General features: G+C 71.6%; 23 protein-coding genes. 14 read left to right on the top strand and 9 right to left on the bottom strand.

Annotation, left to right across the window (positions count from 1 at the left end):
* Window positions 1-81: 81 nt before the first annotated feature.
* Together mctP and CS0771_RS15055 are read right to left on the bottom strand one after the other, a co-directional pair.
* Window positions 82-1,731 carry a monocarboxylate uptake permease MctP gene (gene mctP / locus CS0771_RS15050; protein ID WP_212841550.1) on the bottom strand — a complete coding sequence of 550 codons (1,650 nt, stop codon included), beginning with the start codon at window positions 1,729-1,731 and terminating at the stop codon, window positions 82-84.
* 3 nt (window positions 1,732-1,734) lie between these two features.
* Window positions 1,735-1,959, bottom strand: a complete 225-nt coding sequence (locus CS0771_RS15055; RefSeq protein WP_212841551.1) for a DUF3311 domain-containing protein — start codon at window positions 1,957-1,959, stop codon at window positions 1,735-1,737.
* Between the two features lie 217 nt (window positions 1,960-2,176).
* Between CS0771_RS15055 and CS0771_RS15060 the strand changes: the two genes are divergently transcribed.
* Window positions 2,177-3,985: a serine/threonine-protein kinase gene (locus CS0771_RS15060; RefSeq protein ID WP_212841552.1), complete on the top strand. Its 1,809-nt coding sequence runs from the start codon at window positions 2,177-2,179 to the stop codon at window positions 3,983-3,985.
* Between the two features lie 65 nt (window positions 3,986-4,050).
* Window positions 4,051-4,614: a hypothetical protein gene (locus CS0771_RS15065; RefSeq protein WP_212841553.1), complete on the top strand. Its 564-nt coding sequence runs from the start codon at window positions 4,051-4,053 to the stop codon at window positions 4,612-4,614.
* A gap of 7 nt (window positions 4,615-4,621) precedes the next feature.
* Here CS0771_RS15065 and CS0771_RS15070 read toward each other — a convergent pair whose 3' ends face one another.
* Window positions 4,622-4,861, bottom strand: a complete 240-nt coding sequence (locus tag CS0771_RS15070; RefSeq protein WP_212841554.1) for a hypothetical protein — start codon at window positions 4,859-4,861, stop codon at window positions 4,622-4,624.
* Window positions 4,862-5,004: 143 nt separating this feature from the next.
* On the opposite strand from CS0771_RS15070, the gene CS0771_RS15075 reads away from it, so the two are divergent.
* Together CS0771_RS15075 and CS0771_RS15080 are read left to right on the top strand one after the other, a co-directional pair.
* Window positions 5,005-6,714 carry a lamin tail domain-containing protein gene (locus CS0771_RS15075; protein ID WP_212841555.1) on the top strand — a complete coding sequence of 570 codons (1,710 nt, stop codon included), beginning with the start codon at window positions 5,005-5,007 and terminating at the stop codon, window positions 6,712-6,714.
* 117 nt (window positions 6,715-6,831) lie between these two features.
* On the top strand, window positions 6,832-7,509 hold the full coding sequence (locus tag CS0771_RS15080; RefSeq protein WP_212841556.1) for a GAP family protein: 678 nt from the start codon (window positions 6,832-6,834) through the stop codon (window positions 7,507-7,509).
* 11 nt (window positions 7,510-7,520) lie between these two features.
* On the opposite strand, the gene CS0771_RS15085 is transcribed toward CS0771_RS15080, so the two are convergent.
* On the bottom strand, window positions 7,521-8,333 hold the full coding sequence (locus tag CS0771_RS15085) for a glycosyltransferase family 8 protein (protein WP_212841557.1): 813 nt from the start codon (window positions 8,331-8,333) through the stop codon (window positions 7,521-7,523).
* A gap of 82 nt (window positions 8,334-8,415) precedes the next feature.
* Window positions 8,416-9,291 carry a DUF72 domain-containing protein gene (locus tag CS0771_RS15090; protein WP_212841558.1) on the bottom strand — a complete coding sequence of 292 codons (876 nt, stop codon included), beginning with the start codon at window positions 9,289-9,291 and terminating at the stop codon, window positions 8,416-8,418.
* 51 nt (window positions 9,292-9,342) lie between these two features.
* On the opposite strand from CS0771_RS15090, the gene CS0771_RS15095 reads away from it, so the two are divergent.
* On the top strand, window positions 9,343-10,020 hold the full coding sequence (locus CS0771_RS15095) for a GAP family protein (protein ID WP_212841559.1): 678 nt from the start codon (window positions 9,343-9,345) through the stop codon (window positions 10,018-10,020).
* Window positions 10,021-10,335: 315 nt separating this feature from the next.
* Here the strand turns inward: CS0771_RS15095 and CS0771_RS15100 are convergent, their stop codons facing one another.
* Window positions 10,336-11,847: a methionine--tRNA ligase gene (locus CS0771_RS15100; RefSeq protein ID WP_212841560.1), complete on the bottom strand. Its 1,512-nt coding sequence runs from the start codon at window positions 11,845-11,847 to the stop codon at window positions 10,336-10,338.
* A gap of 360 nt (window positions 11,848-12,207) precedes the next feature.
* On the opposite strand from CS0771_RS15100, the gene CS0771_RS15105 reads away from it, so the two are divergent.
* On the top strand, window positions 12,208-13,518 hold the full coding sequence (locus CS0771_RS15105) for a glycosyltransferase family 2 protein (RefSeq protein ID WP_212841561.1): 1,311 nt from the start codon (window positions 12,208-12,210) through the stop codon (window positions 13,516-13,518).
* A 70-nt stretch (window positions 13,519-13,588) separates the two neighbouring features.
* Here CS0771_RS15105 and CS0771_RS15110 read toward each other — a convergent pair whose 3' ends face one another.
* Window positions 13,589-14,203 (bottom strand): hypothetical protein, encoded by a 615-nt coding sequence (locus CS0771_RS15110; protein WP_212841562.1) that lies wholly within the window; start codon window positions 14,201-14,203, stop codon window positions 13,589-13,591.
* 87 nt (window positions 14,204-14,290) lie between these two features.
* Entirely contained in the window at window positions 14,291-15,055 is a 765-nt protein-coding gene (locus tag CS0771_RS15115) for a hypothetical protein (RefSeq protein ID WP_212841563.1), read from the bottom strand.
* Between the two features lie 218 nt (window positions 15,056-15,273).
* Between CS0771_RS15115 and CS0771_RS15120 the strand changes: the two genes are divergently transcribed.
* Window positions 15,274-16,140, top strand: coding sequence for a hypothetical protein (locus CS0771_RS15120; protein WP_212841564.1), 867 nt, complete (start codon window positions 15,274-15,276; stop codon window positions 16,138-16,140).
* A gap of 68 nt (window positions 16,141-16,208) precedes the next feature.
* Here CS0771_RS15120 and CS0771_RS15125 read toward each other — a convergent pair whose 3' ends face one another.
* On the bottom strand, window positions 16,209-19,586 hold the full coding sequence (locus CS0771_RS15125) for a glycosyl hydrolase (protein WP_212841565.1): 3,378 nt from the start codon (window positions 19,584-19,586) through the stop codon (window positions 16,209-16,211).
* A 553-nt stretch (window positions 19,587-20,139) separates the two neighbouring features.
* Between CS0771_RS15125 and CS0771_RS15130 the strand changes: the two genes are divergently transcribed.
* The 7 genes from CS0771_RS15130 (at window position 20,140) to CS0771_RS15160 (ending at window position 26,877) form a co-directional block, all read left to right on the top strand.
* Complete coding sequence (locus tag CS0771_RS15130) at window positions 20,140-20,340, top strand: hypothetical protein (protein WP_212841566.1); 201 nt, start codon at window positions 20,140-20,142, stop codon at window positions 20,338-20,340.
* A gap of 96 nt (window positions 20,341-20,436) precedes the next feature.
* Complete coding sequence (locus CS0771_RS15135; protein ID WP_212841567.1) at window positions 20,437-21,837, top strand: hypothetical protein; 1,401 nt, start codon at window positions 20,437-20,439, stop codon at window positions 21,835-21,837.
* A gap of 255 nt (window positions 21,838-22,092) precedes the next feature.
* The gene (locus CS0771_RS15140) at window positions 22,093-22,986 is read left to right on the top strand and encodes a MurR/RpiR family transcriptional regulator (protein ID WP_212841568.1); all 894 of its coding nucleotides are present in this window, start codon (window positions 22,093-22,095) and stop codon (window positions 22,984-22,986) included.
* 40 nt (window positions 22,987-23,026) lie between these two features.
* On the top strand, window positions 23,027-23,761 hold the full coding sequence (locus CS0771_RS15145) for a sugar isomerase domain-containing protein (RefSeq protein ID WP_212841569.1): 735 nt from the start codon (window positions 23,027-23,029) through the stop codon (window positions 23,759-23,761).
* A gap of 36 nt (window positions 23,762-23,797) precedes the next feature.
* Window positions 23,798-25,189, top strand: coding sequence for an N-acetylglucosamine/diacetylchitobiose ABC transporter substrate-binding protein (gene ngcE / locus CS0771_RS15150; protein ID WP_212841570.1), 1,392 nt, complete (start codon window positions 23,798-23,800; stop codon window positions 25,187-25,189).
* 6 nt (window positions 25,190-25,195) lie between these two features.
* Window positions 25,196-26,071, top strand: a complete 876-nt coding sequence (locus CS0771_RS15155; protein ID WP_212841571.1) for a carbohydrate ABC transporter permease — start codon at window positions 25,196-25,198, stop codon at window positions 26,069-26,071.
* The gene (locus CS0771_RS15160; RefSeq protein WP_212841572.1) at window positions 26,068-26,877 is read left to right on the top strand and encodes a carbohydrate ABC transporter permease; all 810 of its coding nucleotides are present in this window, start codon (window positions 26,068-26,070) and stop codon (window positions 26,875-26,877) included. The genes CS0771_RS15155 and CS0771_RS15160 overlap by 4 nt, the downstream gene beginning before the upstream one ends.
* Window positions 26,878-26,944: the final 67 nt, after the last annotated feature.

Raw genomic sequence — 26,944 nt, forward strand, 5'->3', positions numbered from 1 at the left:
TTCTACGGAAACCGATAAGAAGGTGCCCTTCCTTCGGGTGGGTGTGCGGGACCTGCGCACCCACCCCTTGCCGTGCCGCCGCTAGGCGACGGCTACCGGCTCCCCCTCGGAGTCGAGGTCGGCGTCGCGACGGGGCGAGCCCTCGTCGACGAAGTAGTCCCCGTGCTCGGTGGCGTCCGGCCCGTCGGCGACCTTGACGGCCCGCAGCACCAGCGTGCCGAGCACCGCGACGAGCAGGTTGACCAGCACCGCGACGAACCCGGCGTAGATCGTCATCTTGGTGTCGAAGCCGAGCTTCTCCAGCGGGAACGCCGAGCCGGCGAAGTGCATCCGGCCGGTCGCCTTGTTTTCGATCTGGTAGAGCATCCACATGCCGAAGCCCATGCCGGCGACCCAGCCCGCGATCAGCGCGCCCTTGTGGAACCAGCGGGTGAACAGGCCCAGCGCCACCGAGGGCAGCGTCTGCAGGATGATCACGCCGCCGATGAGCTGCAGGTCGATGGAGAACTGCGGGTCCAGCAGCACGATGCACAGCAGCGCGCCGACCTTCACCACCAGCGAGGAGATCTTGCTGACCTTGGCCTCCTGGGCCGGGGTCGCCGCGCGGTTCAGGTACTCCTTGTACACGTTGCGGGTGAACAGGTTCGCCGCGGCGATCGACATGATCGCGGCGGGCACCAGCGCGCCGATGCCGATCGCGGCGAACGCGACGCCCGCGAACCAGTCCGGGAACTGCGTGTCGAACAGCACCGGCACGATGGTGTTGGTGTCCACCGAGCCTTCCTTCGCCCCGGGCAGCGGCTTGACCCCGGCCGCGATCGCGGCGAAGCCCAGCATCGCGAGCAGCCCCAGCAGCAGGGAGTACGCCGGCAGCGCGGACATGTTCCGCTTGATCACGTCCCGGTTGCGGGAGGCGAGCACGCCGGTGACCGAGTGCGGGTAGAGGAACAGCGCCAGTGCCGAGCCGAACGCCAGGGTGATGTACTGCAGCTGGTTGTTCGCGTTGAGCAGCAACCCGTCGCTCGCGGCGGGACTCGCCTCGAACTTGTCGGCGGCGGCGCCGAAGATCGCGCCCCAGCCGCCCAGCTGCGCGGGCAGCCAGATGATGGCGACCAGGATGACGATGTAGATCAGCGTGTCCTTGACGAACGCGATCAGCGCGGGGGCGCGCAGGCCGGACTGGTAGGTGTACGCGGCCAGGATCGCGAACGCGATGATGATCGGCGCGTGCCGGGCCAGGGCCGAGTCGCCGGTGACGCCCATCGTCTTGAGCACGGCCTCGATGCCGACCAGCTGCAGCGCGATGTACGGCATGGTCGCCACGATGCCGGTGATCGCCACCAGCAGCGCCAGCGTCGGCGAGCCGAACCGGGCGCGGACGAAGTCGGCCGGGGTGACCAGGCCGTGCCGGTGCGACACCGACCAGAGCCGGACCAGCACCAGGAAGAACATCGGGTAGATGATGACGGTGTAGGGCACCGCGAAGAAGCCCATCGCGCCCGCGCCGAACACCAGGGCCGGCACCGCCACGAAGGTGTACGCCGTGTACAGGTCGCCGCCGACGAGGAACCAGGTGATCCACGAGCCGAAGTTGCGCCCGCCCAGGCCCCACTCGTCGAGGTGCTCCATGTCGACCGGCCGCCGCCAGCGGGACGCGACGAAGCCCATCGCGCTCACGCCGACGAACAGCAGCGAGAAGATGATGATCTCGGTGAGATGGTCACGCCACATGGGTCAGCCCTCCCCACGCCGCTTGGTCAGCTGGTACACCAGCGTCGTGGTGCTGACGCCGACCAGGATGTACGCCAGCTGCTGCCAGTAGAAACGCGGAAAGCCCAGCAGGTCCGGGCTCTCGGCGTTGAAGAAGACGGTGATCAGCGGCAGGACGATGGGGATCAGCAGCAGCCAGTTCCAGGGACTGCGATCGCCGGGCCGCGTTGCGGGCGTCGGATCGCCCATGGCACGTGCCTCCTCGCACGAAGGGATGGATCAACGGTGCGGGGAGGATACGCAGCTCGCGCCGTCCGGCTTGCCCTTTCGTCTCCGGACACGCGCCGAGCGGCCGCTGCGGTGCGCCGAACGGTTGGCGAGGATCGCCCGAAGGGGTTGCCAGATCCAGATCACACTCCGGTTCCCGGGGGTGTGTAAGCGCATACGTGTTCGGTACCGTCCTCGGATGCCCGTTGTGCCGCCGCACGTACTCGCTGACCGATACCGGCTCCGTGAACCCCTCGGCCAGGGCGGGATGGGCATGGTCTGGCTCGCCACCGACGAGAGCCTCAAGCGTGACGTCGCGGTGAAGGAGGTCGTGCCCCCGGCCGGGCTGACCACCGAGGAACGCGACGAGATGTACGCGCGCTCGATGCGCGAGGCCCGTGCCATCGCCCGGGTCAGCCACCCCAACGTGGTGCGCATCTTCGACGTGGTCAACGTGGACGGCCGCCCCTGGATCGTGATGGAGCGCCTCACCGGCCGCTCGCTGGCCGCGGTGATGGCCGAGGAGGGCCCGCTGGCCCCCGAGCGCGTCGCCGACATCGGGCTCGGCGTGCTCGCCGCGCTGCGCGCCGCGCACAACGCGGGCATGCTGCACCGCGACGTCAAACCCGCCAACGTGATGGTGGGCGACGACGGCCGCGTCGTGCTCACCGACTTCGGCCTGGCCACCCTGCCCGGCGATCCCGCGGTGACGCGCACCGGCTTCATCCTGGGCTCACCGTCCTACATCGCCCCGGAACGCGTCGACGGCGGCGACGTCGGTCCCGCCGCGGACCTGTGGTCGCTGGGCGCGACGCTGTACGCGGCCGTGGAGGGGCAGGGGCCGTACCACCGCCCGAACGCCATGGCGACGCTGGCCGCGCTGGCCACCGAGGAGCCCACCCCGCCGCGCCTGGCCGGGCCCCTCAAGCCGCTGCTCAACGGCCTGCTGCGCAAGGACCCGTCGGTGCGGATGAAGGCCGCCGAGGCCGAGCAGACCCTGCTGCGGGTCGCCGTCGGCCGCCGCGGTGGCGCGGCCTTCCTGCCGGGGGTACGCGCGAAAGCCGTGCCCGCCCAGCGGCAGCCCGGGTACGTGCCCCGCAGCAAGCGCGCCGAACTCGCCGACGCGGCCGGCGAGCCGACGCCGCAGCCGGCCGCCGACCGGCCCGCCGAGCCCGGCCAGGCGGCCGCAGCCGTCGCGGGCGCTGCGCTCGCCTCCTCCGCGACGCCCGCGGCCGGCAAGCGTGAGGCACGGGCGGCGGCACCCGGCACGGCCGCGCCGTCGGCGGAACCGGCCGCTGCCGGGGACCGCGGTGACTCCCACGCGGGCTCGGGTGAGGTCGTGTCCGCTGCGGACGGTGTCCCGCCTTCGCGGCCGGGCCGGGCGCGCCTGGGGGTGCTGGTCGCGGCCGGGCTGGCGGTGCTGGTCGTGGGCGCGGTGTTCCTGCTGCCGCGGCTCGGGGACAAGCCGCGCGACAACGGTGCCGGGGCGGCGCCCAGCACCTCGGCCGCGAGCCCGAGCGCCGCCGCGTCGCCGAGCGCTTCGCCGTCGCCCGCGGCGCTGGTGCTGCCCGCGGGCTGGCACATGTACAAGGACCGCACGGGCTTCTCGGTCGCCGTCCCCAAGAGCTGGCGGGTGACCAGGGAGGGCTCCATCGTGCGGTTCAAGGAGCCCAGCGGCGGGCGGCTGCTGCTCGTGGACCAGTCCGACTACCCGAAGAAGGACCCGGTCGCCGACTGGAAGCGGCAGGAGGCGCGGCGGGTCGCCGCCGGCGACTGGAACGACTACCGCCGGGTGCGCATCGAGAAGGTCGACTACTTCCTGGCCTGCGCCGACTGGGAGTTCACCTATCAGGGCCGGGGCGGGCGCAACCACGTCATCAACCGCGGCTTCGTCACCGGCCCCAAGCAGGCCCACGCCATCTACTGGTCCACGCCGGAATCCAAGTGGCAGGACAACCTCGACGAGTTCGCCCTGATCACCGCCAGTTTCCAGCCCAACCCGAAGTAGCCGCCCAGCCCGGTGTCGTACCGGCGGGGCAGGATGCGGTGTCGGTCGCGGCGGGGGGAGGCGTCATGGACGTCCAGGTGGCGAGCAGGCGGCGGAGTGCTGCGTCGCTGGCGGCGGCGTTCCCGGGAGCGGCGGTCGTGGATGTGACGTCCCGCGGGCCGGAGCCGTGGGTGCGGCTGAGCCCGTTCTACCCGCACGGCGCGATCCCGGTGCCGTTCACGCCGGGGGTGACCAGCCAGTCCGTCGAGGGCGTGTGGCAGGCCCTGAAGGTGTTCGCGCACGCCGACGTGGACGAGTCGAAGCTGCGCGTCACGGCCATGCGCGGGCTCAAGCGCGCGGCGTCGACGTACGGGCCGCCGCTCGGCCACCGGCGCGGCCTGCACGGCACGGAGCTGCTCGGTTACCAGCAGGCGCGGCGGGAGATCTACCTGCCGACGTTCCGGCACGTGCTGGCGGGCCCGGCCGCGGCACAGGTCGCCGGGCTGCGCGCGCTGGCCGAGGCGGGATCACTGGTGCTGCTGGACTACACCCTCAACGGCGAGCCGGCGGATCTGCGCACCCCGCTGTCGCACGCGGCGCTGATCCGCCGCCACCTGCTGGGGGACTGGCCGTCGGAGTCGGCGGTGTGAGCCCTGATCAGGGCACGCCCAGGGGCCGCGGCCGGTCGCCGGCGGCGGGGCGGGGAGCCGTGCGCAGCTCGCCGAGGCGGCTCTCCTGGTGGAACTGGTGCGCCGCGGGGCGGTAGAGCTGGTCGATCGGCCCCATTAGCTGCGCCCCGACCCCGCTGCGGCGTGCCTTGGCCGCCAGCCACAGGAAGCCGCCCAGCGCTGCGGCGACGGCGGCGGCGAGGCCCAGCAGGACGAGGAGGTCGGTCACCGCGCCAGCGTAGTCCGGCGGGCGCCCACCCTCCACGTCGAGAACGCATAGTAGTCGTTTCACGACTATACGTAACCATCTCGAATCCGGCCAGTTGGACGGACCAGGTGTAGCAGGCCCGGTCCGGGCTCGAGGAGGAACGCATGCGTCACTGGGTACGGAGGGCGGCACTGCCTGCCCTGGTCGGCATGTCGGCGTCGCTGGCGGGGCCGGTCCTGCCGGCGGCCGCCGCGGCGGTATCGCCCGACATCGTCATCAGCCAGGTGTACGGCGGCGGCGGGAACATCGGCGCGACGTACACCAACGACTTCATCGAGCTCTACAACCGCGGCGCGAGCGCGGTCGACGTGACGGGCTGGTCGGTGCAGTACGCCAGTGCCGCGGGCAGCACGTGGCAGGTCACCGCGCTGACCGGCTCCATCGCGCCGGGCAGCCACTACCTGGTCCAGGAGGCGGCGGGCCCGGGCGGCACCACGCCGCTGCCCACCCCGGACGCGACGGGCGGCATCGCGCTCAGCGCCGTCTCGGGCAAGGTCGCCCTGGTCACCAACAGCTCCGCGCTGACCTGCGGAGTGGACTGCGACGCCGCCGCGGGGGTACGCGACTTCGTCGGCTACGGCGCCGCCAACGACTTCGAGACCGCCGCCGCCCCCGGCCTGAACAACACCACGGCCGCGCTGCGCGACGGCGGCGGATCGGTCGACACGGACGACAACAGCGCCGACTTCGGCACGGACGCGCCGAACCCGCGCAACAGCGGGTCCGCGAACGAGGCCGATCTCGCGGTGGACAAGGGCGACTCGGCCGACCCCGTGCTCCCGGGCGCGAACCTGACCTACACCATCACGGTCACCAACAACGGCCCCGACGTGGCCGAGGACGCCGAGCTGACCGACACCCTCCCGGCGGGGACCACGTTCGTCTCGCTCAGCTCGCCCGCGGGCTGGACGGCGACCACGCCGCCGGTCGGCGCCACCGGCACGGTCAGCGCGACGACGGGCGGCCTGGCCGTCGGCACGGCCACGTTCACGCTGGTCGTGGCCGTCGACGCCGCGGCCACCGGGCAGCTGTCGAACACCGCCAAGGTCGCCTCGGCCACCGCCGATCCGGACCCGGACAGCAACACCTCCACCGAGACCACGAACATCGGGCAGCCGTCGGCGAACCTCGCCATCCGCAAGATGGACGCGCCGGACCCGGTGACGGCCGGCGGCCTGCTGACGTACCGGATCGAGGTGAGCAACAGCGGGCCGAACGCCGCGCAGAACGTCGTGTTCACCGACGACATCCCGGCGAACACCACGTTCGTCTCGTTCAGCTCGCCCGCGGGCTGGACGGCCACCACGCCGCCGGTCGGCGGCACCGGCACGGTCACCGCGACCAGGAGCAGCCTCGCCGTCGGCACGACCGGGTTCACGCTGGTCGTACAGGTGAACCCGGCCGCGACCGGCACGATCACCAACAGCAGCGGCATCACCAGCGCCACGCACGACCCGAACACCTCGAACAACGCCGACAGCGAGGACACCGTGATCGCGCCGGCCGGCCCGATCTGCACGATCACCGGCACCCAGCGCAACGACGTGCTCAACGGCACGCCCGGCAACGACGTCATCTGCGGCCTGGGCGGCAACGACATCATCAACGGCCTGGGCGGCGACGACACCGTCTACGGCGGTCCGGGCCGCGACCTGATCAGCGGCGGGTCGGGCGCCGACACGGTGTACGGCGAGGGCGACGGCGACATCCTCTCCGTGGCGGACAGGGTGCGCGGCAACGACACCGTCGACGGCGGACCCGGCTTCGACCTGTGCAGCGCGGACCCGCTCGACGGCGTCCTCAGCTGTCCCTGACCGACCCGCGCGCACCGGCCCGTCCACGCCGCCTCGGCGCGGGCGGGCCGCCTGCGTTCCGGACGCGGATGGGGCGTTCGCGCAAGATCGGCGTTCGGGAAGCCGCAGGATGAGGGGGTGGGCGGGGCGGTGGCGGGGGTGGTGCCGTACGCGCTGGGGGTGGCGGCGAGCCCGCTGCCGATCATCGCGGCGATCCTGGTGCTGTTCTCCCGGCGCGCCCGCGTCGCGGGCCCGGCGTTCCTGGCGGGGGCGCTGGTGGGCGTGATCGCGGTCAGCTCGGCGGTGTACCTGCTCGCCGGGCAGGGCCTCCGGGTCGGGATGGACGGCGGCTCGGGCACCGTCGCCGGGGTGCTGCGGGTCGTGTTCGGCGTCGGGCTGCTCGCGGCGGCGTACCTGCACGTCGTGCGGCACCGGCGCAGCAACGGGCAGCACGCGATGCCGAAGTGGATGGCGAGCGCCGACCGTTGGTCCCCGGTCAAGGCCGCCGTCCTGGCGCTGCTGATGTACGGCGTGGACCCGAAGAACCTGGCCCTGTGCGCCGGTGCCGCGCACGGCCTCGCCGAGGATCCGACCGCCGTCGCGGTGCTGGCGCTGAGCGTGTTCTCGCTGATCTCGTGCCTGCCGGTGATCGTGCTGGTGGGGCTGTACCTGGCGGGCGGCGAGCGGGCCGCGACCCACCTCGACCGCTGCAAGACCTGGCTGTCCCGCCATCACCTGCTGGTCATGGCGGGCCTGCTGCTCGTCTTCGGGGTGCTGCTGATCAGCCACGGCGCGCGCACCCTGCTCGGGCGCTGAGCAGCGGGCGGTCAGCCGTAGGCGGCGGCGCGGGCGGCGAGCGCCTGATACCGCTCGTACCGGAAGCCAGGGCGGAAGCCCTCGGTCCACGGCTTGCGCGGCCCGGCGAAGTGCATGACGCGGGTGTCGTGCGGGGTGTCCGGGGCCTGTTCCAGCAGGAAGCTGCGCATGTTGTTCCAGCGGTGCGGCAGCCGCAGCCAGCGGCCGTAGGCGACCAGGTTCAGGGCGTCCTGGTCGGGGAAGCGCAGCCGGTCGGCGTACGCGGCGAGGTAGGCCAGGCACCTGGCGCTGATCCGGTCGCGCCGCCAGACCGGCAGGTTCATCAGCAGCACGCCGGAGTTGAAGTAGGGCGCGTCCGGGTCGTGCTCGGGCCCGGCGCCGGGCACGCCGCCGTGGGTGGCGAACGTGGCCGTGAACGCGTCGCGTACGGCGGCGAGCGGGGCGTCGCCGAGGCCGAGCTGCCACAGCGGGGTGAGGTCGCCGCTGACCTGCACGTCGACGTCGAGGTAGAGCAGCCGGGTGACGTCCGGGCCGACCAGCCCGGGCAGCAGCAGCCGCAGGTACATGCCGGCGCTGACATAGGACAGCCACTCCTCGCCGACGACGGGCAGGGCGCGGAACTCGTCGCCGGTGGTGAGCAGGCGCAGCCGGCCGCGCCCGGCGAGCTGGCGGCGCAGCGCGGGCTCCCGCTCCTTGGCCACCGCCTCCGTGGTGAGCAGCCAGAACGTCAGGCCGGGGGAGCCGGGATGGCAGTCGAGCACCGACTCCACCGCGACCTGAACGTGCTCGGCGTATGCCTCGTCGAACGCGAAGGCGATGTCCATGCACGACTGTCTATCATAGAGGTTGCATGATTGCCATCGCGTTCTTGCCGGATTCCTGTCCACAACTTGCAGGCTTCGACGCTCACGTCTCGCCGGACAGCAGGTCGACGAGCTGCGCGGCGTTGCGCTGGGCGTAGTCGGAGTAGCAGTTGTTCATGAGCACGTGCGTCTGCTCGGCGTCGCCGGCCAGCTCGCGCAGCTTCGGCGCCCAGTCTTTCAGCTCGCGCGGCTTGTACAGGTAGCCGAACTTCTCGTGGATGTCCTTGCTGGTCCACCTGTCGCTGTGCCCGTGGAAGCGCACCGCGGCCAGGTCGGCGGTCGCCGCGAGCACCGGCGGCACCGAGTTCCTGTACCCCTGCGGCATGTCCACGCAGACGTACGGCACCTTGTGCTTGCGCAGGAACTCCAGCGTCTCGGCGGCGTTGTCGCCTTTGAACCACGACTCGTGGCGCAGCTCGATGCCCACCCGCAGCGGCGCGCACCGCTCGGCCACCTCCAGCAGGTACTGCTTGTTGTCGCGGCGGATGGTGAACCACGGCGGGAACTGGAACAGCAGCATGCCGAGCTTGCCCGCCTCGACCAGCGGGTCCAGGGCGGACAGGAAGCGGCTCCAGACGTCCTCGTACGCCTGCGGGTCCAGCGCGTCCGGGTACACGTTGCGCTTGTCGGTCTCCGGGCGCAGGTCCTTGGGCAGCGCGCTCACCTTCGTCGGGTGCCGGGTGAGCATGCTGAACGCCTTGATGTTGAAGGTGAAGTCCTTCGGCGTACGCGCCGCCCACAGCTCCACGGTGCTCTCGCCGGGCACGGCGTAGTAGGTGGCGTCGACCTCGACCAGCGGGAACCGCGTCGCGTAGTACTTCAGCCGCCGCTCGGGCGTGTTCGCCGACTCCGGGTACCAGCCCGACGCCAGCAGGGTGCTGTCGGTCCACGACGCCGTACCCACCAGGATCTCGCCCATACCTGGGCGTTTACCCCGAACGAGCTGGTTCCACGCCATACGCTGCTTGCCATGGGCGAGGTGATCGGGGAACTGCTGCCGCTGGCGCTCGGGGTGGCGATCAGCCCGATTCCGATCATCGCGGTCATCATCATGCTGCTCGCCCCGCGCGCCGGTGCCGCCGCGGCGGGCTTCCTGCTCGGCTGGGTCATCGGCATCATGCTCGCCGTGCTCGTCTTCATGGCGCTGGCCGGCCGCACCGGCATCGGCTCCGGCGGCGAGCCGACCACCACCGCCTCGGTGATCAAGCTGGTGCTTGGTCTGCTGCTGCTGGGCCTTGCCGTCTGGCAGTGGCGCAGCCGGCCCAAGCCCGGCGAGCAGCCGAAGATGCCCGCGTGGCTCGCGGCCGTCGACAAGATCACCACTGGTAAGGCGATCGGGCTCGGTTTCCTGCTCTCCGCCGCCAATGTGAAGAACCTGCCCCTGCTGGCCGCCGCCGGGCTCATCGTCGGCACCGCCGGGCTGAGCGCGGGCGGGGCCGCGCTCGCGGTGCTGATCTTCGCGGTGATCGCGGTGAGCACGGTCGCCATCCCGGTCATCGGCTACGAGTTCGCCCGCGATCGGATGGGCCCCTGGCTGGAACGGCTGCGCGCTTGGCTGGCCGAGCACAACGCCGCCGTCATGACCGTCCTGCTCGCCGTCATCGGCGCCGTCCTCCTCGGCAAGGGCCTAGGCGGCCTCTGGCACTGACCCGGCCACCCCGCCCGCTCCGCCCACCCCGCCCGGCCCGCTCCGCCCACCCGGCCCGCGTGCCTGGCCCGGCCCACCGCGCCCGCCCGCCGATGATCGGCGTCTCGTGTCGAAACCTGTGGTCCAACTGCACTTTCCGACACGAGACCGCGATCATGCGGCGGGTCCTTCCACCTTGCGCCGGGTGGGACCGCGGATGATCGGCGTCTCGTGTCAGAACCTGTGGCCCAGCTGCACTTTGTGACACGAGACGGCGATCTTGGCACCGCGGCGCGGCGCGGCGCGGGACGGGGCTGGGTGGGGCGGGGCGGGGGGTCAGGAGTCGGTGAGGCGGGGGAACAGGGGGGTGGGTGGGGGCAGGGTGCCGTCGGGGCCGGGGGTGCACTGGGTGGTGACCAGGGCGGATGCGCCGGGCAGGAACGGGGCCAGCAGGTCGCCCACCGCTCGGCAGGCGGTCAGCAGGGCGGCCAGCGCGCCGTCGAGGCGTACCCCGGCGTCGGGGTCGCCGGACCGTTCCGCCTTCGCCTGCTCCCACGGCCGCGTCTGCTCGACGAACCGGTTCGCCTCCTCGACCACCGCCCACACCGCCGCCGCGGCCCGGCGGAAGTCGAAGTCGTCCAGCCCGGCCGCGATCGTCCACGGCGCCTCCGCGACGGCCTCCACCAGCTCCTTCGCCTCGGCCACCGGCGTGGCGTCGGCGGGGACCCGCCCGGCCCGGTAGCGGTGGACCATGGTGACCACCCGGTTGACCAGGTTGCCCGCGCCCCCCGCCAGGTCCGCGTCGGCGCGCTCGATCAGCCGCTCCACCGTTAAGTCGGCGTCGCCGACCCGGGGCACCTCGCGCAGCAGCCAGCACCGCACCGCGTCGGTGCCGTAGCGCCCGGCGAGCGCGACGGGGTCCACCGGCGTACCCGATGATTTGCTGATCTTCTGCCCGCCGGCGGTGAGGTAGTCGTGGATCAGGATGTCGGTGGGCAGCGGCAGCCCGGCGGACAGCAGGATCGCGGGCCAGTAGACGGCGTGGAAGCGCAGCACGCCCTTGCCGATCACGTGGACGCGCCGGTCGGCCTGCTCCCACCAGGTGCGGTAGGCGTCGCCGCCGGTGCCGTACCCGAGGGCGGTGAGGTAGTTGCCCAGGGCGTCCCACCACACGTAGATGACCTGGCCGGGGTCCTCCGGCACGGTGATGCCCCAGCCGCGGGCGCGGGCCTGCGAGCGGGAGACGGAGAAGTCGCGCAGCCCGGCGTCGATGAAGGCGAGCACCTCGTTGCGGCGCGACTCGGGTTCGATGCGCAGCCGCCCGCCGGTGATCGCCTCGCGCAGCGGCGCGGCGTAGCGGGACAGCCGGAAGAACCAGTTGTGCTCGGTGATGCGCTGCGGCGCGGTGCGGTGCTCGGGACAGTGCCCGGCACCGTCCAGCTCGTCCGGGGTCAGGTAGTGCTCGCAGCCGACGCAGTACAGGCCCTCGTAGGTGTCCTGGTAGAGGTCGTCGGCGCAGGCGCGCCAGAGCGCCTCGACGCCGGGCCGGTGGCGCGGGTCGCGGCTGGTGCGGATGAAGTCGTCGTACGACAGCGCGAGCGGCTCGCGCAGCGCGGCGAAGCGGGCCGCGTTCGCGTCGACGAAGTCCTGCACGGGCAGCCCGGCCTGCTCGGCGGCGAGCACGTTCTTGAGCGAGTTGTCGTCGGTGCCGGTGAGCAGCCTGACCTGGTGCCCGCGGGCGCGGTGGTGCCGGGCGAGCACGTCGGCCTGCACCGCCTCCAGCGCGAAGCCGAGGTGCGGGGCGGCGTTGACGTACGGGATCGTGGTCGTGAGGTAGACGCGGGTCATGGGTGCCTCCTGCTGGAATCCAAGCCGGAGCGTCGACCCGTCGCCGAGGCCCCGGACGCGGGGCCTGGCGTGTGTACGCGCGTGTCAGCAGCCCCGGGAGCGGGGCATCATCACCTGACACGACGAGAAGATCACGGGGTCACGGTAGCACCGGCCGTCACGCACGGGCGACGCGTTTGCGGCGGCGGCGGGTCGGGTCGATGACAGCGGCGGGTGCGCACAGGCGCCGACCTGCCCGTTCGCCGGGTTTTCGAAAATCGACATGTTCCACTTGATGGGCAGCGCTTGAAAGCGCTCTCTGCAGCTTTCAGGATCGTGCGGTAGTCCCTGGACGCGGCCCCGCCGCTGGAACGGAGGGCCATGTCCCCGCGCCTGAGCGTGCTCATCCCGACCTTCGGCGACGCGCACACGCTCGCGCTGACCCTGGCCGCGCTGTGCCGGCAGACGCTCGACCCGGCGCTGTTCGAGGTCGTGGTGGTCAACGACGGCTCGGATCCGGCGCCCTACGCGGAGCTGACCGGCGCGGCGTACCCGTTCGCGTTCCGGTTCGACAGCCTGCCGGAGAACCGGGGGCGGTCCGCCGCGCGCAACCGGGCGGTGGCGCTGGCCGCGGGCGAGCTGGTCTGCTTCCTCGACAGCGACGTGCTGGCCGAGCCCCGGCTGCTGGAACGGCACCTGGCCTTCCACGACGGGCGCGACGGCCCGGTGGTGCTGATCGGCAAGCGGTACGAGGGGGACTGGGCGGTGCTGGCCGCCGCGCTGGACGGCGCGCCGCTCACGCACGAGCTGGCCGGGCCGCGGCACGAGGACTTCCGGTTCCGGGTGCCGGGCCGGGACGAGTCGCCGCAGGAGTGGCTGGCGGGCGCGCCGTGGGTGTTCGCGCTGACCAACAACGTGTCGCTGCCCCGGCAGACGGTGCTGGACGCGGGCGGGTTCGACGAGGCGTACGGCACGCGCTGGGGCTTCGAGGACACCGACCTGGCGCTGCGGGTGCACCGGGTGCTCGGCGACGCGGCGTTCGGGTACGACCCGCTCGCGGCCGGGTTCCACGTGCCCGCCGTACGTGACCTGGCCAACCTGCAGCAGGACTACGGCGTCAACCTGGAGCTGTTCCGGGACCGGCACCGCTGCCTGGACGCGGAGCTGGTGGACCTGCCCGCGCCGACCGAGGTCACCCGCAAGATCCGGCACTACCGGCAGGCGCTGGCCGCCTGCGCCGAGCACGGGGTGGGGCGGCTGGCCGAGGTGTGGCCGGTGCTCGGCGCCGAGTTCGGCGGCCGGGCGGTGCTGTGGCAGGCGTTCGGCACCGACGAGGTGCCGCTGGGGGAGCGCGCGGTCACCCACGACCACGGGCGGCCGCTGTCCGACAGCAATCTGCACCTGCTGGGGACGTGGTCGCCGTATCCCGACGGCGCGTTCGAGGCCGTGGTGAGCGTGGACGTGTGGCGGCTGTACGAGCAGCGCGAGCTGTCCCGGCTGCTGCGGCTGGGGCTGCGCCAGGCGGGGGAGGTGGTGCTCGTTTACATGCACGGACCGGCGGTCAAGGCGCTGCCCGCGGACCTGCCGGTGCTGACCGGCCCGGACTTCTTCGCCTCGCTGCTGCGCCGCCGCTACCCGCAGACCCGCACCGAGCACTTCGGAGAGATCACATTGTTCCGGATCACAGCGTAAGGAAGGGCACCTTCTTAACGCTATGCGTAGTAGAAGGTGCCCTTCTTAACTCTCCGCTGGTCCCAGCGCACTAGTCGCGCGTCTCGACCTCGGCGCGCAGGCCGGCGAACTCCGCCCGAGCCTGTGCGAGCGTCGCGTAGTACCACTCGAACATGCCGTTGCTGCCGGTGCTCGCCCAAGCGCACAGCACCGTCTCCTCGGTGGCTCTGCGCGCCCGCCCGCACGACGCCACCCCGCCCAGCGGGCCGGGGTCGACCATCGTGAACGTGTCCAGGTGGTAGCCCTGCGACCGCGCAGACTCGAGTAGACCGTCCAGTGCCCGGTCCGGTGACTCGATCGCACCACCGGCGGCGAACACCATCACCTCGTCGCCGTACACCTCCATCACGACGGAGTTCGCGCCGTCGCTGAGGATGCCGTGGATGAACTCCAGGTTGGACTTCACCCACTCGTCGTCGGTGGTCCGAGGCCGCCCGCCCAGCGTGTCCGGGGCCTGCACCGTGGACGGCGGCGGGGGCTCGGGTACGGCGGCCAGATCCCGGATGAAGCCGACCGCCGCGGCGGCGAGCGCCAGGCCGAGCACGGCGAGGAAGACGCGGGACCCGATACGGCGGGGCGGCGGGATGTCACGGTATTCCCGCGACGGCGGCGACACCGCCAGGTCGGTCGGGACAGGGGCGAGCACGGGCACTCCTTGGGGCGGCTGTCTACCGGGCGAGGACCACGGATGGGCGCTGGGCGGTGGAACGTAACCACCGCTCAGCGCGACGGATCAGAGCCGGGCCAGCGCTGCGGCGTCCATTTCGACGATCTTGCCGGTCGGCGGCTTGAGGGCGATCGGCTCCCCGTAGCCGGTGTACTCCACCACCAGCACCCCGCCGTCGGCCCGCAGCCGCAGCACGTAGCGCAGGTCGATCTCCAGGCGGGCCAGCCGGCCCTGGGCGTCGAGCGCGGCCCGGAACGGCACCTGCTTGAGCTGCGCGGCGGCCGTGGCGGGCAGGCCCGTGCCCAGCAGCGACGACGTCGTCATGTCCAGCTTGCCGACGAGCATCCCGTCCCCGCTGCGGCCCACGTCGAACGCGGCGCGCAGCAGCTTCTCGCTGGCGGACGGGTCGGTCAGCGACCGCCGCAGCGGCCCGTCCGCGCTGACCTCGTCGACGTTCGCGTGCTGCCACGCGTCGCGGGTCGCCCCGCTCTGCCGGATCCAGAGGTCGTCGCCGATGCGGATCAGTTCGGCGGCGGCCAGCCTGCCGTCCGCGGTGATCGCGGAGGTGACGGTGGCGTCGCCGGAGACGCCGTCGAACCGGCCGGTGATGCCGACCTGCAGCGGGCCGGTCATCTTGCCGGTGAAGGACACGGTGCCGGTGCGGAATCCGTCGAGGGCGGCCGTGAGCTGGTCCGTGGCTGCCGGCGCGGACGAGGGTGACGTGCTGGGCACCGCCGCGGGGGCGGGCGCGGGATCACCGGTGCATCCGGCGGCCGCGGCCGCCAGCGAGATGACCCCGATCGCCGTCACCAGGCGCCGTCTGATGCTCATGTTGCTCCTCTGCGAAGCGTCAAGGTTCGGGGAGCGTACCGGGATCGCGCTGTCCGCCCGCCGCCGGGCGGCCACCGCGCGGGTCCCCGGCGATCTCGGGCCGCGCGCCGTGCCCGGCTGCTGTCGGGTAGGCGCGCAGGCCGTGCCCGTGCCCGGGACGGCCGCCTACCGTGAGGCCCCGCGGCCGCAGCAGGCCGCCCGAGCACCCGAGGTGCGCCATGTCCCTCACCCGAAGCTCGAAACTGTTCGCCGGTATGGCCGCCACGCTGCTCGGCGCGGCGATGTCGCTGGTCGCGGCAGCGCCCGCGCAGGCGGTGACCGGCCTGATCGTCACCATCGACTGGAGCGACCTGACCGGTTCGGAGTCGTTCAAGACCGCCAACGCGGTATGCCCGGCCGGCAAGGTGCTGCTGGGCGGCGGCGCCGACATCGTCGACGGCGGTGCCCTGGTGCACCTGAGCTCGATGATCCCGGCCGCGGCCGGTTACCCGACGCACTCGTACTACGCCGTCGCGCGGGAGTCCGCCGCCTTCGCCGGCAACTGGACCATGTACGCCTGGGCGATCTGCGGCTCGGGCGTGACCGGCTGGCAGGTCGTGTCCGGCTCGTACACCGCGAGCTCCGGCACGAACGTCGTCGGGGTGCACCTGGCGTGCCCGTCGGGCAAGAAGGTGATCGGCACCGGGGCGGCCGCGGTCGGCGGCGGCCACTTCCTGATCCGGAGCATCGTGCCGTCGGCGGACCTGACCGAGCTGTCCGTGGAGGTCGGCGGGGACGAGGTCGCGTCGGGGGCGTACTCGGCGTACGCGTACGCGATCTGCGTGAACCCGGTGGCCGGGCAGCTGCGGGTGTCGGCGACCACGGCCGCGAACTCGATCAGCAAGGGGATCAGCGCGGCCTGCCCGGCGGGCAAGAAGCTGCACGGCACCGGCGGCACGCACACGGCCGGCAGCCAGGCGCACTTCGACCGGATCGGGCTGTGGGGGCCGGGTGCGGTGTCCGGGTCGGACGTCGCGGTGATCGAAGATCCGACCGGGTTCGCCGAGAACTGGACGGCGACGGCGTACGCCATCTGCGCGACCTGACCTGGAACGTTAAGAAGGGCACCTTCTACATCGCAAAGCGATAAGAAGGTGCCCTTCCTTTCCTCTCACTACGGGGCGTAGACCTCGAATTCGAAGAGGGAGTAGCCCCAGGCGGTGGCGCGGGTGGTGCCGTTGACGCGGACGTAGCGGCCGCTGCCGGTCAGGCCGGTGAGGTCGTCGACGCCGCCGTCACCACCGGTGACCGAGCGGATGGTGGTCCAGTTGGTGCCGTCGGGCGACGTCTGGATCTGGTACGCCGAGCCGTAGGCGGCCTCCCAGACCAGCCGCACGCGGCTGATCGAGTAGGTCTGGCCGAGGTCGACGCGCAGCCACTGCGGGTCGCTGAACGTGCTGGACCAGCGGGTGGTGGTGGCGTTGCCGTCCACCGCCGCCGAGCCCGGGTAGGTCGCGCTCTCGTTGCTGGAGGTCAGCGTCGGCTTGTTGAGGGCCACGTTGACCGAGGGCTGGGTGGTGGTGCCGGTGTACGGCAGCACCACGCGGGACTGGTTGCCGATGCCGAGCGTGGTGGCCGTGCTGCCGATCGCGCTCCAGATCTCGACCCGCACCGAGCCGTTCGCCAGGTTCGCGAACGCGCCGCTGGTGGTCTTGATGCCGGACGCGTGGGTGTAGTGCTCGTACCCGGCTACCGGGTCGGTCGGGAAGTAGTTGTACGTCTCCAGCCGGTCCCAGCTGCCGTTGCCGGTGAAGTCGTACGACACCCGGACCTGCGTCGCGTTGCCGACGCCGGTGCCCGCGTCCACGAACATGTCGAAGTTCGTGGCGCCGCCGTTGTGGTTGGCGGAAAGGCCGGTGGCGGTGAACGTCTGCGGGTTGTGCGGGTTGCCGTCCCAGTTGCCGCCGGCCGCGCTGATCGTGACCGAGCCGGCCGCGCCCGCGGTGCCGGGCAGGCCGCCACCGGAGACGAGGTACCGCGTCGCGGCGAAGTTGCCGGGCGGGTTCGGCGAGGTCGACGGGCTCGGCGACGGCGGGGCCGACGGCGACGGGCTCGGCGAGGCCGGCGGCGAGGACGGCGGGTTGGACGGCGACGGGTTGGTCCCGCCGCAGGCGCCGCCACCGCTCCAGGTGAACGCGCCCGAGGTGACCGTCTTGCAGGCGGGCACGTTGAGCACGGTGCCGTTGGAGAAGGTCACCGTGATCGCGCTGCTGCCGATGTTGGACGCGACGTAGGTGCGTACGCCCGACTTGGTGAAGACCTTGGCCAGCGGGTGGTTCGCGGTCACCGTGGTGTCCACGTTGCCGAGCGCGGCCAGGTTGCGGATCCAGTGGTACGTGTGCGCCTTGCTCTCGCCCTCCTCCGAGGTGAACCCGGAGTTGGCGTTGAAGTTGTTCAGCGCGGTCTGGCCGTTGCCCAGGGCCAGGAACTCCCACAGGATGTCCTGCCAGACCGTCGGCGCGCCGCCGTTGTTGGTGACCAGCTCGTTGTAGTTGGTCTGCACGTAGGCGGGGTTGTCGCCGAGGTAGAAGTGGCCGCCGGTGATCGGCAGCATGTTGATGCCCTGGATCATCTCCGGCTCGCCGGAGAACCAGGTCGCGTACGCGCCGCCGTCGCCCCAGACCATGCCGACCGTGTTGTGCCCGAAGGCGGCCGGGAAGTTCTGGTTGCGCACGTCGAACCAGTACTCGGCGATGGCCGCGGACTGGGTGGTGTAGATGAAGATGCCCGCGTCGCGCACGGTGGTGTTGCCGGTCGCCTGGCCCCACTGGATGAGGGCGTTGGCGAAGTTCATGCCCTCCGACGAGGACTCCTGGTTGTTGCCCGCGCCGAACGCGCCGTGCCCGGCCGCCCAGTCGTGACCGGCGAAGATGTCGAAGTCACGCAGGAACGGGAAGCGGGTGTCGTTGCGGTCGTAGTTGTTGGCGTCGCGGATCAGCAGGTCCACCATGCCGCCGTACTGCGCGTTGGTCGCCCAGGTCGGGTCGAACTTGGCCAGCGTCGCCGCCGCCGCCACGAAGTAGCCGTAGTGGAAGTGGTGGTCGTTGAGCTCCTGGTCCGAGCCGTACGACGCCGGGTAGCCGATCAGGGTGCCCCAGGTGGCGTTGTAGTAGAAGACACGGGTGGTCTTGCCCGCCGAGGCGGTGAACCAGTCGTTGAGCCGGGTCCGGATCGTGCTGAGCGCGGTGTCCCGGATCGAGGTCAGGCCGAGCTGGTCGGCGATCTCCGCGATGCGGGCGGCGCGGCCCAGGCCCTTGCCGGTCCAGTAGGTGTCGTCGCCGCGGAAGTCGGCCGGGTTCGACGCGACCGCGTTCAGGTAGTTGGTGATCGTGGTCAGGTCCGCGCCGGAGCTGTCGGCGACCGCGGGGATCTCCGGCAGCACGCCGGTGTACTTCATCGAGGTCGTGAACGAGCTGATCCCGGTGAGGATCTTCATCTGGCCGCGGGCCGAGGTGTACGTGTTCGCCAGCGGGCTGGCACCGGTCAGATAGTTCCACTGGTGCGGGTAGAGCGCGGCGACCGTGGCGGTCTGGCTGCCCTGCCGCGGCGTGGTGAGGTAGGTGTACGTCGTGTTCAGCGTGCTCGCGGCCTGGTTGTAGCTGTAGGACACGCGGGTGCCGGTGACGTGCGCGTGGGCGTACTGGCCGTAGGTGCTGGCGAGCGCGGCCCGGTCGGCGCCGGCGGGCAGCACGGCGACCGAGAAGAAGCCCTGGCCGTTCAGCGTCGAGCTGATCGAGGTGCCGCTGACCGTCCAGGTCGAGCCGCTCGGCGCGTACGCGACGTAGTCACGCCCGTTGACCGTGAAGCCGAGCTGGCCGCCGGTGTTCGACCACACCGTCGGCGTGCCCGCCGCGGTGATCTGCGCGTTGCCGCCGGTGATCTGGAAGTACGCGAACGGCAGGCCGTGGCCGATGGTGGCCTTCATGGTCCGCGCGCCGTCGCTCCAGTACGGCGTCACCGTCCAGTCGCTCCACCCGTCGACCTTGCTGTCGGGCGAGTTCAGGCCCGCCACGCCGACCAGGATGTCCTGCACGTACGGGTAGTGGAACTCGCCGGGGCCGGTCGCCGAGCCGCTGATCGCCGCGGTGGTGTTGTAGGAGAACCCGAGGCCGCCCGCGAGCGTGTCGTAGGAGATCGGGTGCGCGTGCAGCGGCTCGCTGTAGGAGCAGTCGAACTTCTTGAACAGCAGCGACGACCACCAGTCGTTGGTGGGCACGCCGCCGGCGGGGGCGTTGGCGGTGACCCACTGCCGGGGGTTGTTGGTCAGGTTGCCGCAGCCCACGGGCAGGGCGCGGCCGGCGGGCAGGGTGTCGGCGTAGCTGCCGGCGCCGACGGTGCCGGCCTCGGCGGTCTGCGCGATGGCGAGCCCGAACGTGGCGGCGGTCAGCACGGCGACCGCGCCGAGGATGAGGGCGCGTCGGTGCGCCCAGGTGCGGCGGTGCTGACCCGGTTGGCGGGACAGGCCGCCCGGGGTCGTTGATCGGATCGTCATTTCCATGTGCCTGGCCTCCGGGGCTGGGGGGCTGCATGCGGGGAGAACGGAGGAGCGATGGAGCGTGTGGCCGAGCGCATGTGAGAGCGCTCTCTGAGCGCAGAAGTTATCGGGAAGCGTTCGATACGTCAATGTTTCGCGGCGATGGCTAGAGAGTTAATCCTTGAGCGGCTTACCTTAAGTGGCCACGGCGGGTGTCCCATGGGGTGTCGCGCTGCGCGTGAGAGCGCTCTCACGCATGATTGATCGCCATCTCGTGTCAAGATCTGCGGTCCCACTGCGCTTTCCGACACGAACTCGCGATCTTCGCGGCTGCGCCCGCCCGGGGGCCGGGCGACCCGCGGCGGGCGCGCGGGAGTGGGGCCGGTGCCGGAGCGCGGCTGGCTGGGGAGGTTAAGGGGCCGGTTGTCCGTTTTCTGGGCGCGGTTTGGGCGTGGTGGCGGATGTTTCGGGGGTGCGGGTGACGGAGGGTGGGAGATGCGAGGGCGAGCGTGGCCTGCGGGCTGACGTCCTCGCGGCGTCCCGCAGCGGGGCGTCACCGAGGAGGAAGAACGTGTCCGTCATATCTGATCTCGCGCTGTGTGCGGTGGACCGGGCGTCCGCCGAGCGCGCGGACGACTCCGACAAGGTCTGGCGATCGGCGATCCGGGAGGCCATCGCGTCGAACGTGCCGATCGAACACGTCGCCAGCAGGGCGAACGTGTCCGTGGAGGAGATCCTGTCGATCGTGTGTGAGGTCCCTGCCGCCACCTGACGCCGGCGTTCACTCGTAAGGCCCTGGCAGCGACGCCGGGGCCTTCTTCGTGCCCTGGCTCGTTAGCCCCTGGGAATCGGACAGGGAGGGCGACAGGTGAACGAGGTACTGCTCCAGGAGCGGGCGGAGACGGCCGCACGCGCGGCGACGGGCGGGTCCCGGGTGCCCCGGCTGGTGGCGTGGCCGGTGCTGGCCGGCGCCGGGCTGACCGTGCTGGTCGTGGCGGCGATGCTGCTGCGCCTGCTGCCCACCGGCTCACGCGAGGGCGGTTGGACCTACCCGTACGACCGGCTGGCGGGGCAGTGGCACGTGCTGTGGCCCGTCGCGGTCGCGGTGCCGGTGGTGCTCGGGCTGCTGTGGCTGTCGCGGCGGGCGCCCGCGCGGTTCGACGTAGCCGTGGCGGTGGGCTGGTTCGCCGCCGCGGTGCCGGTGCAGCTGCTGCTGCGGGCGTACACGCTGCCGTCGCTCGGCCAGATCGTGGCCAGCGACCGGGCCAACTCGTTCTACTCGCCGTCGCAGCGCTGGAGCTTCACCGAGTTCCTCGGGAACTACATGGGCCTGGTCGAGCAGCTGCCGCCGCACGCGCGCACCAACATGCCCGGCAAGACGCTGCTGTACTTCGGCCTCGACGCGCTCGGCCTGAGCCCCACCGGCATGGGCGTCGCCATCGTGGTGCTGGCCAACCTGTCCGCGGTGCTGCTGTGGCTGATCGTGCGCGAGCTGACCGGCGAGCGCGCCCTCGCGCTGTACGCCCTGGTGCTGGGCCTGTTCGTGCCGGGCACGCTGTACTTCACGCCGGTGCTGAACGCGCTGTCCCCGGTGCCGATCCTGCTCGCGCTGTGGCTGCACGTGCGCTTCCTGCGTACCCGCCGGCTCGGCTGGGCGCTGGGGCTGGGCGCCGCGCTCTACCTGGTCGTGTTCTTCGAGGCGCTGCCACTCGTCCTGGGGCTGGTGTTCGCGGCGCTGCTCGGGGTGGCGCTGTGGCGGCGCAGCCTGGCCTGGCGGGACGTGCTGCGCCTGGTCGGGTGGGCGGTGGCCGGGTTCGCCGCCTGCTACGCCGCGCTGCGGCTGAGCTTCGGCTACGACCTGTTCGACAACTTCGGGTACGTGCTGGCCGACGCGAACGACTTCAACGAGCGGCACCGGCCGTACGGGATGTGGCTGAGCCGCAACCTGTGGTACCTGGCGATGGCGGCCGGGTTCGCGTCCTGCCTGCTGCTCGCGGTCGCGGCGGTGGACGCGGTGCGCCGGCGCTCCGTGCACCCCGCCGCGGTGCTGGTGCTGTCCGGGCTGGCCGTGCTGGCGGTGCTCGACCTGTGGGGCATCAACCGGGGCGAGACGGTCCGGCTGTGGATCTTCCTGGCCGTGTTCCTGCAGGTCGGGGCGGCGTGGCTGTGTACGCGTACCGAACGCTTCTGGCCCGCCGCGGTCGTCGTCGCCGCCTCGATCGCCCAGGCCGCCGCGGGCCTCGCGATGATCGGCTTCGTCCGGATCTGACCGCCGCGGGCGCCATGATCGCCTGACTTGCCTGGCACCTGGGCTTATCCGCGCCCAAGATACGCCCACCTGCCAGGCAAGTCGGGCGATCTTCGTCTGCACGCGAGTGGGTGATCAAAATTATTGCTGGGGTTGGGTGGGTGGGGGCGTCAAAATTTTTGACGCTGGGGATTGACACTGTGGGTTCTGGATCGTAATTTTCTTCATCGACGGATCGTGGTGAAGGGGATTCACGTGCAGGGTGTCATCGGTCGTATGCGGATGGAGCTGCCGAACCTGCCTGACGCGTTGCAGCGGGTGGCGGAGCAGATCCTGGAGGACCCGGCGCTGGCGGCGCAGGCGTCCATCGTGGACCTCGCCGAGCGGGCGGGCACCTCCACCGCCACGGTGACGCGGTTCTGCCGGGTGCTGGGCTTCCGGGGGTACGCGGCGCTGCGGGTGGCCATCGCGACCGAGAGCGGGCGCGAGGCGCAGGCGCGCTGGGAGACCGACATCGACCGGGAGATCGAGCCGGGCGACCCGATGGACCGGGTGCTGGGCGTGATCGCCAGCGCGGACGCGCGCGCCATCCAGGAGACCGCGGCCCGGCTGGACCTCGCCCAGGTGGCGCGGGTCGCCGACGCGATCGCGGGCGCGCAGCGGGTGGAGCTGTTCGGGCTGGGCAGCTCCGGCACCACGGCGCAGGAGATGCAGTTCCGGCTGGAGCGCATCCGGGTGCCCTGCTGGCACCGGCTGGACGCGCACAAGGCGCTGACCAACGCGGCGCTGCTCGGCCCCGGCGACGTCGCGATCGGCTTCTCGCACAGCGGCCGCACCCGCGAGGTGATCGAGGTGCTGGCCGAGGCGGCCGAGCAGGGCGCGCTGACCGTCGCGGTGACCTCGTTCGACAAGTCGCCGCTGGCCGAGGCCGCCGACGTGGTGCTGACCACGGCGGTGCACGAGACGACGTTCCGGCTGGCGGCGCTGTCGGCGCTGCACGGGCAGCTGGTCGCCGTCGATCTGATCTACGTCGCGGTGGCGCAGCGGACGTACGCGCGGACCACCGAGGCGTTCGAGGTCACCGCGCGGGCGGTGGAGGCACACCGGCTGCACGACGAGCCGACCTCGCACCGGCGCCGCCACGCGCGGCGCGGTGACGCAGCCGAGTGAGCGACCGCGCGGCCAACCCACGAGCAACACGAGGAGCGAGATGAACGCGCAGACGTACCTGGAAGCCATCACCGAGCTGGTGGGCAAGGTGGGCACCGGGCAGGCCGCCAACGTGCAGCGGGCCGCCGACCTGATCACGGAGAGCCTCGACGCGGGCGGTGTGGTGCAGGCGTTCGGCAGCGGGCATTCCGAGGCGCTGGCGATGGAGATCGCGGGCCGGGCCGGGGGGCTGGTGCCGACGAACCGCATCGCGCTGCGCGACATCGTGCTGTGGGGCGGCGAGCCGCGCGAGGTGCTGGAGGACCAGCTGCTGGAGCGGCGCACCGAGGTGGCGCACCGGCTCTACGAGCTGGCCCCGATCCAGCCCGCGGACGTGTTCGTGCTGGCCTCCAACTCCGGCATCAACGGGGTGGTGGTCGAGCTGGCCCTGCTCATCAAGGAGAAGGGGCACCAGCTGATCGCGGTGACGTCGCTGGCGCACACCGCGCAGTCGCAGCCGCGCCACCCGTCCGGGAGGCGGCTGTCCGAGATCGCCGACGTGGTGCTGGACAACGGCGCCCCGTACGGCGACGTGATCATGCCCAATCAGTCCGGCGCCGTGTCGTCGGTGACCGCGGCCGTGCTGGCCCAGATGGTGGTCACCGAGGTGGTGCGGCGCCTGGAGGAGGCGGGTCAGACCCCGCCGATCTACCTGTCCGCCAACATCGCCGGCGGCTATGAGCACAACCAGCAGTTGGAAGCGCGATACGCCGGGCGCATCCGGCGTATCGCCTAACCCATCAACCCCTGTGTGCAAACGAAGGGCGACATCATGAACCTTACAAGACGCGGTGCGCTGCTCAGCGCAGCTGCCGCTGCGGCGAGCACCACGCTGGCCGCGTGCGCCACCGGCGGTGGCGGCGACGACGAGGGCGCGGGCAAGGGCGACGTCAGCGCGGAGAACCCGCTGGGCGTGCCGGCCGACGCCGGCCTGGAAGTGGTGATCTTCAAGGGTGGGTACGGCGACCAGTACGCGATCGACGCCGGGACCCGGCTGAAGGAGAAGCACCCGAAGGTCGTCGTCGACCACAAGGGCATCCAGGGTGTCGGTGAGGTGCTGCAGCCGCGGTTCGTGGCCGACAGCCCGCCGGACGTGGTCGACAACAGCGGCGCGGGCCGCCTCGATCTGGCCACTCTCGTGTCGGCGGGCAAGCTGAAGGACCTGACCGAGCTGCTGGACGCCCCGGCCGTGGACGACCCGGGCAAGAAGGTGCGCGACACGCTCATGCCGGGCGTGATCGAGGACGGCACGTTCGACGGCAAGCCGCTGGTGCTCAACTACTCGTCGGTGCTGTGGGGCGTCTGGTACTCCAAGACGCTGTTCGCCAAGCACGGGTGGACCTTCCCGAAGACGTGGGAGGAGATGCTCACCCTCAACGACGAGATCAAGAAGGCCGGTCTGCACCCGTGGACCTGGCAGGGCAAGTACCCGGAGTACCTGAACGACCCGCTGCTGTCGATGGCCGCCAAGGCCGGCGGCGTCGAGGCGGTCAAGGCGATCGACAACCTGGAGGCCGGGGCGTGGCAGCAGCCCGCCGTGCTGGCCGCCGCGGAGGCGATCCACCAGCTGGCGGTACGCGGGCACATCATGCCCGGCTCGGAGGGCCTGTCCCACACCGAGGCGCAGAACGCGTGGTGCAAGGGCCAGGTGGCGTTCATCCCGTGCGGCTCCTGGCTGGAGGGCGAGCAGCAGCAGGTCACCCCGGCCGGGTTCGACATGGTCATGGCGACCGTGCCCGCGCTGACCGGCTCGGACAAGCTCCCGAACGGCGCCGTGATGGCGGCCAGCAGCGAGTCGTTCCTGGTGCCCGCCAAGGCCAAGAACCCGCAGGGCGGCCTGGAGTTCCTGCGCTACCTGTTCTCCAAGCAGGTCGCGCGCGGCTTCGCGGAGAGCGCCAAGGCGCTGCCGGTGGTCACCGGCGCGACCGACGGGCTCACCCTGACCAGCGGCCTGGGCTCGGTGGCCGAGGCGGTCAAGGCGGCCGGCCCGAACGTGTTCAGCTACAAGTTCCGCACCTGGTACGCGCCGCTGTCGAAGGCGGTCGACGACGCGACGGGCGAGCTGGCCACCAAGCGCATCAACCCGCAGCAGTGGGCCGAGCGCGTGCAGAAGGCCGCCGACGCGGTCGCCAAGGACAGCGCCATCGTCAAGCACAAGCGGTGAGGGGCCATGCGGCACGGCAAGTACCGGTTCCTGGTGGGGGCGCTGATCGTGCCCCTGGCGCTGTACGGCGTGTTCGTCCTGTCGCCGTACCTGCAGGCGTTCCAGCTCGCGTTCACGAACTGGAACGGTGTGGACAGCGCCCCGGAGTTCACCGGGCTGGACAACTTCAGCAGGCTGTGGAGTGACCCGCTGTTCCTGGCCGGGCTGCGCCACAACGGGCTGATGCTGCTTGTCGTGCCGCTGGCCGTCATCGCGATCGCGCTGGCCCTGGCCGCCGCGACCAAGGGCACCAAGGTCTACCGGGTGGTGTACTTCTTCCCGCAGCTGCTCAGCGTCGCGATCATCGCGGTGCTCTGGCAGTTCGTGTACACCCCCAACAGCGGCCTGCTCAACGGGGCGCTGTCGGCGGTGGGCCTGGACTCTTGGCGGCGCTCCTGGCTGGCCGAGCCGGACCTGGCGCTGTGGTGCGTGATGATCGTGCTGATCTGGTCGTCGGTCGGCTTCTACGTGGTGCTGTTCTCGGCCGCGATGGAGTCGGTGCCGGAGGACATCGTCGAGGCCGCGGCCATCGACGGGGCCGGGCCGGTGACCGTGTTCCGGCGGATCACGCTCCCGCTGATCTGGGAGAGCGTGCAGGTGGGCTGGATCTACCTGGGCATCGCGGCGCTGGACGGGTTCGCCCTGGTCCAAATCATGACGGTCGGGCCGGGCGGGCCGGACAACAGCACCGAGGTGATGGGGCTCGGCCTGTACCGGACCGCGTTCGCCTTCGGCAAGTTCGGCTACGCCTCGGCCATGGGGGTGGCGATCTTCTTCCTCACCCTGTCCATCGCGGTGCTGCTGCTGCGCGTGACGAAGCGGGAGCGGGTGGAGCTGGCATGAGGATCAAGCACGCCGTGCTGACGCTGTGGGCCGCGCTGGTCTCGCTGCCGCTGCTGTGGGCCTTCATGTCGTCGTTCAAGACCGACGCGGAGATCTTCGACAGCCCGTGGACGCCGCCGGCCGAGCTGCGGTTCGACAACTGGTCCCGCGCCTGGGACCAGGCCTCGATCGGGCAGTACCTGTTCAACACGCTGATCGTGGTGGGCGGCGCGCTGGCGCTGACCATGCTGCTCGGCGCGCTGACGGCGTACTGCCTGGCCCGGTACGAGTTCCCGGGCAACCGGTTCATCTACTACCTGCTGGTCGCGGGGATGCTGTTCCCGGTGTTCCTCGCGCTGGTGCCGCTGTTCTTCGTGGTCGACAACCTCGGCATGCTCGGCACGTACCACGGGCTGATCCTCGTGTACGCCGCGTACGCCCTGCCGTTCACCGTGTTCTTCCTGCACGGGTTCTTCCGCTCGCTGCCGGGCGCGGTCGCCGAGGCCGCGTTCATCGACGGGGCCTCGCACGCCGGGGTGTTCTTCCGGGTCATGCTGCCGATGGCCCGGCCGGGCATGGTCAGCGTGGGCATCTTCAACTTCCTCGGCCTGTGGAACCAGTACCTGCTGCCGAAGGTGCTCAACCCCGACCCGGACCACTACGTGCTCGCCCAGGGCCTCGCCGAGCTGGCGGTGAGCCAGGGCTACCGCAGCGACTGGAGCGGCCTGTTCGCCGGGCTGGTCATCGCGATCCTGCCGGTCCTGCTCGCGTACGTCTTCTTCCAGCGGCAGATCCGCGCCGGGCTGACGTCCGGCGCCCTCAAGTAACACCCACAGACCGCACGGGCGGGCGCAGACGCCGAACTCGGGGAGAACGTGCTTCTCGGCGTGCTCG

The sequence above is a fragment of the Catellatospora sp. IY07-71 genome (assembly GCF_018326265.1).
Classification (GTDB): domain Bacteria; phylum Actinomycetota; class Actinomycetes; order Mycobacteriales; family Micromonosporaceae; genus Catellatospora.